General features: G+C 61.6%; 3 protein-coding genes and 1 pseudogene. 2 read left to right on the top strand and 2 right to left on the bottom strand.

The annotated features are described in order from the left end of the window. Positions 1-28: 28 nt before the first annotated feature. Positions 29-1504: a condensation domain-containing protein gene (locus A5777_RS16340; RefSeq protein ID WP_064863446.1), complete on the bottom strand. Its 1476-nt coding sequence runs from the start codon at positions 1502-1504 to the stop codon at positions 29-31. Positions 1505-1592: 88 nt separating this feature from the next. Next, positions 1593-2555, bottom strand: a complete 963-nt coding sequence (locus A5777_RS16335) for an alpha/beta hydrolase (protein ID WP_156529402.1) — start codon at positions 2553-2555, stop codon at positions 1593-1595. 283 nt (positions 2556-2838) lie between these two features. On the opposite strand from A5777_RS16335, the gene A5777_RS16330 reads away from it, so the two are divergent. Further along, positions 2839-3795: an ATP-binding cassette domain-containing protein gene (locus A5777_RS16330; protein ID WP_082933708.1), complete on the top strand. Its 957-nt coding sequence runs from the start codon at positions 2839-2841 to the stop codon at positions 3793-3795. Beyond that, positions 3792-4129, top strand: a pseudogene (locus tag A5777_RS16325) (ABC transporter permease); the annotation flags it as partial. The gene A5777_RS16330 and the pseudogene A5777_RS16325, both read left to right, overlap by 4 nt.

Genomic DNA, 4129 nt, shown 5'->3' with positions numbered 1-4129 from the left:
GGCGTTGCAGGTGCGCCGAATACCACCGTCATGCTGTGATGTCTGCCGACGCTCGCGACGCCATCTCAGGCGCAAACGTGTAGTCGTGATCACCGGTGCCGACGATCGTACGCAGAACCTCCGCAAACGCGGCGATAAAAGCTTCGACCTCGCGCCTGCGCTCCCCTGACGGATAACGCGTCGAGATGTTGATTCCATCTGGAATTCGGTTGATCCACAGGTACACCTCGTCGACGTCCCGGGTGGCACTGCGCAACACTCGCGCGTTTCGACGCTCCCACTCCGCGGCTCCCTGCGCCCGACGCAGATCGATATAAGACACGACAAATCCCGGCGGCGTCACGTCACCTCCGATCAGATCAGCGATCGGGGCGAACGGTGCGGTACCCACGTCCTTGTACCGCGAGACCGACTCGGCAACGCGCGGAAGCGCCTGAGTGAAGGTCTGCGCACCAGCTGGATCAACGTGCACCGGAACGAGACCGACGAACCACCCGACGGCCTCGCCCCACTCGGGTCCCGTGCGTGTGTGGACGGGGCTGATGAATCGCACTTGATCGGTCCCGGCGAGCGCCGCGCTCGTGATCGACATCGCTGTGTAGATGCCCGACGCCACCGAGCCACCCGCAGCCTTGCAGATCTCGTTGAATCGAGCGGTCTCGGCCCTGTCGAGAAGGTCCTGCGAAAGACTCACCTGCATACCGGCATCCGGCTCGCGGGGAGGGGCTACCGCGCCAACGCCGGCGGTGGCGCAACGCGGGAAGCGTGGCATCGCATCTGGTTGGACGGACGTGGGTGAGTCGTTGAAGAACTGCCGCCAGGCGACGACGGCCGAGTTGTTCGCGTCGATCTGTCCCCCCAGATGCCGCTCCGCATCGCTGAAGTCCAGGTAGCTGCCGTACTCGGCGAGCCCATGATGCTCACCGTTGATCTCCGCGCGATAGAGGGCGCTGAGCTCATTGATCGCGAAAACCTGTGTGTAGGCGTCCATCACAGTGTGGTCGGCGCCGAAGACGACGAGGAATCTGTCGTCACCGTCATCGGGTTCCAGAGTCACGACGACGCAGTGTGGCCAACTCAACGGGTTGACGGTGGTATCGAAGTAGTCCTGGATCGTCTGGCGGGCCGAGTCAGGCGACGTCACCACTCCCATCGAGAGCCCGGAGACCGCGACAGCCTCCGGCGCGACGGTCGTCCGAACCAGATCGTCCTCAGGAGCCCCACCGAGCTGGACCGCGGAACGAAGCGCCTCGTGGCGGGCGAACCACTGCCTGATGGTCGCGGCGAAAGCATCTCGGTCCAACCGCTCCTCGATGGTGAAGGCCGTTCCGATCCAGTGCCCGTGCCATTCGTCACCGAGTTCCGCAGCGCGGCGCGCATGCTCGAGATGCATGTACGAAAGTCGACGAGAATCCGAACGCCATTGGGCCGGGTCGGTGGTCGCTTCCCACGCAGTGATCGCGCCCGTGGGAACCTCATAGTCGGCGAGCTCTGTGTATTCCATCGGCATCCTTTTCAGTCACCTGCGCACGGGTACACGTGAATACCTCGGGTATCGAGGAAGTTTGCAGAGATTGTTTACAGAATGGAATTCAGCTGTTCATCCCACGTTCCAAAGTGGACCAGCTCTCACGCTGTTGGTCTCGCCAGTAAGGCCATGCGTGAGTTCCAGGATCAACGTATCGAATTGTCGCCCCAATATGTTGCGCCGTCAATCTGGACTGCAATTGCTGGGTGCACCAGAGGGCACCCGTTTCGATTGCTCCGCCAATGACCTGCCGATCGACAGGGTTCGAATTGTCCGGATATCCGGGCTGATCATATGTGCCCGACCGCCCTGTTCCGGTGGATATGTAGAGCGTGGTGCCACGAAGGTTGTGCGCGAGCGACAGCACGTCGTGGGCCGCCCAGCCCGAGCTGCCCGGGGGTCCCCACATGTTATTTGCGTCACCTCCGAAAGCTGCGACGATCGCCCGCGGGTACGTCTCACCCACAATGCCGGCGGTGCTGTAGCAACCGCTATAGGCACCCACCGCCTTGTAGAAACCCGGATTCCTCGCGGCGAGCACCAATCCCGCTCCCGCACCCATCGAGATTCCCGCGATCCCCCGTCGCCCGTTACCGTCGAACGCGGCATCGATAAGGGGTGGCAGCTCCTTCACAAGGAATGTTTCCCACTGGTAGCGGCCAAGTTTCGGGTCGTCGCGCTCCCAATCGGTGTAGAAGCTTCCGTTGCCCGCCAGGGGCATGACAACGTTCACGTTCTTGTCCGCATAGAAGTTCCGGGCGTCGGTCTTGCGTAGCCACATGCTGTTGGCCGGGTCCTCTTCGCCGAGGCCACTCAGCAGATACAACGACGGCCTGGTTCCCGAGGGGTGACGAGGTGTGATCACCTGCACCTTGATCGTCTTACGCATGGCGGGCGAGTAGACGTACACCGCCGTCACGCCCTGCCCCTCGTCGACCGTCCGCTGTATCGTCGGACGCACGGGTTCGGCCTGCGAAACGCCGACTCCCAACAGCGCCGTTGAAATCACAGCGACCAGAACTGACACGGCACATTGCCACGCAAAGCGCGGTCTGCAGTTTCCAGCTATGACGTTTACCTCCAGATCGCGAGAGTGAGTCGCCAAAGAGTAGCGACTGCGCACTGGCCTCGCACGCGGACGGTGTGACACTAGCGTGTGCTGGTCGACAGTTTAAGACGATAGAGACATATGCCACTCGATACGGACTGTCAGGAATCTCGCAGAATTGAACTCGCCTCGACACTTTACCGACAAGCAAATAGCCTGTTGAAGACCTGCCGAATGATCCGACGACGATGGAGGGCACTCGATGGTGATGTTACCGGCGATTGCAATCGAGGCCGAATCGCTCGGTAAGAAGTTCGGAACCGTCAACGCAGTTTCGGACATTTCCTTATCGATACCGACGGGATCGGTGTGCGGATTGTTGGGCGCGAACGGCGCGGGCAAGACCACGACCGTGCGTATGCTCGCGACACTCATCCGGCCGGACTCCGGCTCGGCCCGCATCTTCGGTCGCGACATCGTGAGACAGGCAACCGCCGTACGTTCGATGATCGCGCTGACAGGCCAATACGCCTCACTCGACGAGGATCTGACCGCAGAGCAGAACCTCGAATTGTTCGCGACCCTGCGCGGATTCGACCGCCGAGCGGCTCGTTCTCGTGCGCACGAGTTGATCGAACAGTTCGGACTGGGTTACGCGGCGTCGCGCCCCGTGTCAGGCTTCTCCGGCGGCATGCGACGACGACTCGACATCGCCACCTCACTGATCTCGGCTCCGCCGCTTCTCTTCCTCGATGAGCCGACGACAGGTCTCGATCCCACCACGCGCACTCAGATGTGGTCTGTCGTACGCGATCTGGTGGATAACGGTACGACCGTATTACTCACCACTCAGTACCTTGACGAGGCCGATAAACTCTCCGACTCAATCGTCCTGATCAACGATGGGCGGGTTGTGGCGGAAGGTACGGCCAAGTCACTCAAGGAGCGCATCGGCACTCGAACGCTGCACCTTCACCTCGATGACAGATCCAGAATGCGGGAAGCCGCAGAGATCGTGGGAGCGATGCTGTCGGCAGATGTCGTTCAGATTCCTGCCGAGGGCGCACTCTCGGTGATCACATCTGAGCCGGGGCGGGCAGCTCACGCGGTGTCCCAGTTGGAATCTGCGGGCATCGAGGTCGCCGAATTCTCGTTCCAGCGGCCCACACTGGATGATGTCTTCTTCGCCATGACAACGGGGGAGTCGACTCGGGCATGAGCAGCACCATGGATCACACGGGATCCGACGTAGCCGACTCCGCAGCCGAGGTGACGGACAATGAGGCGACGGACAGTGGCGCCTCCAGCGGAATCGACTGGCCGATCACTCCTGTCGACAGAGTTCCCTTCAGCCAGGGGCTGCGTCAGACCTTCGCATTGGCTCGTCGCGGACTTCTCCGCATGAAGCACTCCCCGCAGCAACTGTTCGACGTGATCATCGTGCCCATCGTCTTCACAGTGATGTTCGCGAACATCTTCGGCGGAGCCGTTGCGGGTGGCGTCGACAACTACCTCGTCCTCCTTGTACCCGGCGTTCTGGTTTCCGTGGCGGT

This window comes from Gordonia sp. 852002-10350_SCH5691597, assembly GCF_001665715.1.
In the GTDB taxonomy this organism is placed as follows: Bacteria; Actinomycetota; Actinomycetes; order Mycobacteriales; family Mycobacteriaceae; genus Gordonia; species Gordonia sputi.
This window is presented reverse-complemented; position numbering and strand designations above follow the sequence as displayed.

Excerpts from the sequence above, each read along its gene's own strand:
- A5777_RS16330 (WP_082933708.1), top strand. The coding sequence starts at position 2,839 with ATGGTGATGTTACCGGCGATTGCAATCGAGGCCGAATCGCTCGGTAAG.
- A5777_RS16340 (WP_064863446.1), bottom strand. The coding sequence starts at position 1,504 with ATGGAATACACAGAGCTCGCCGACTATGAGGTTCCCACGGGCGCGATC.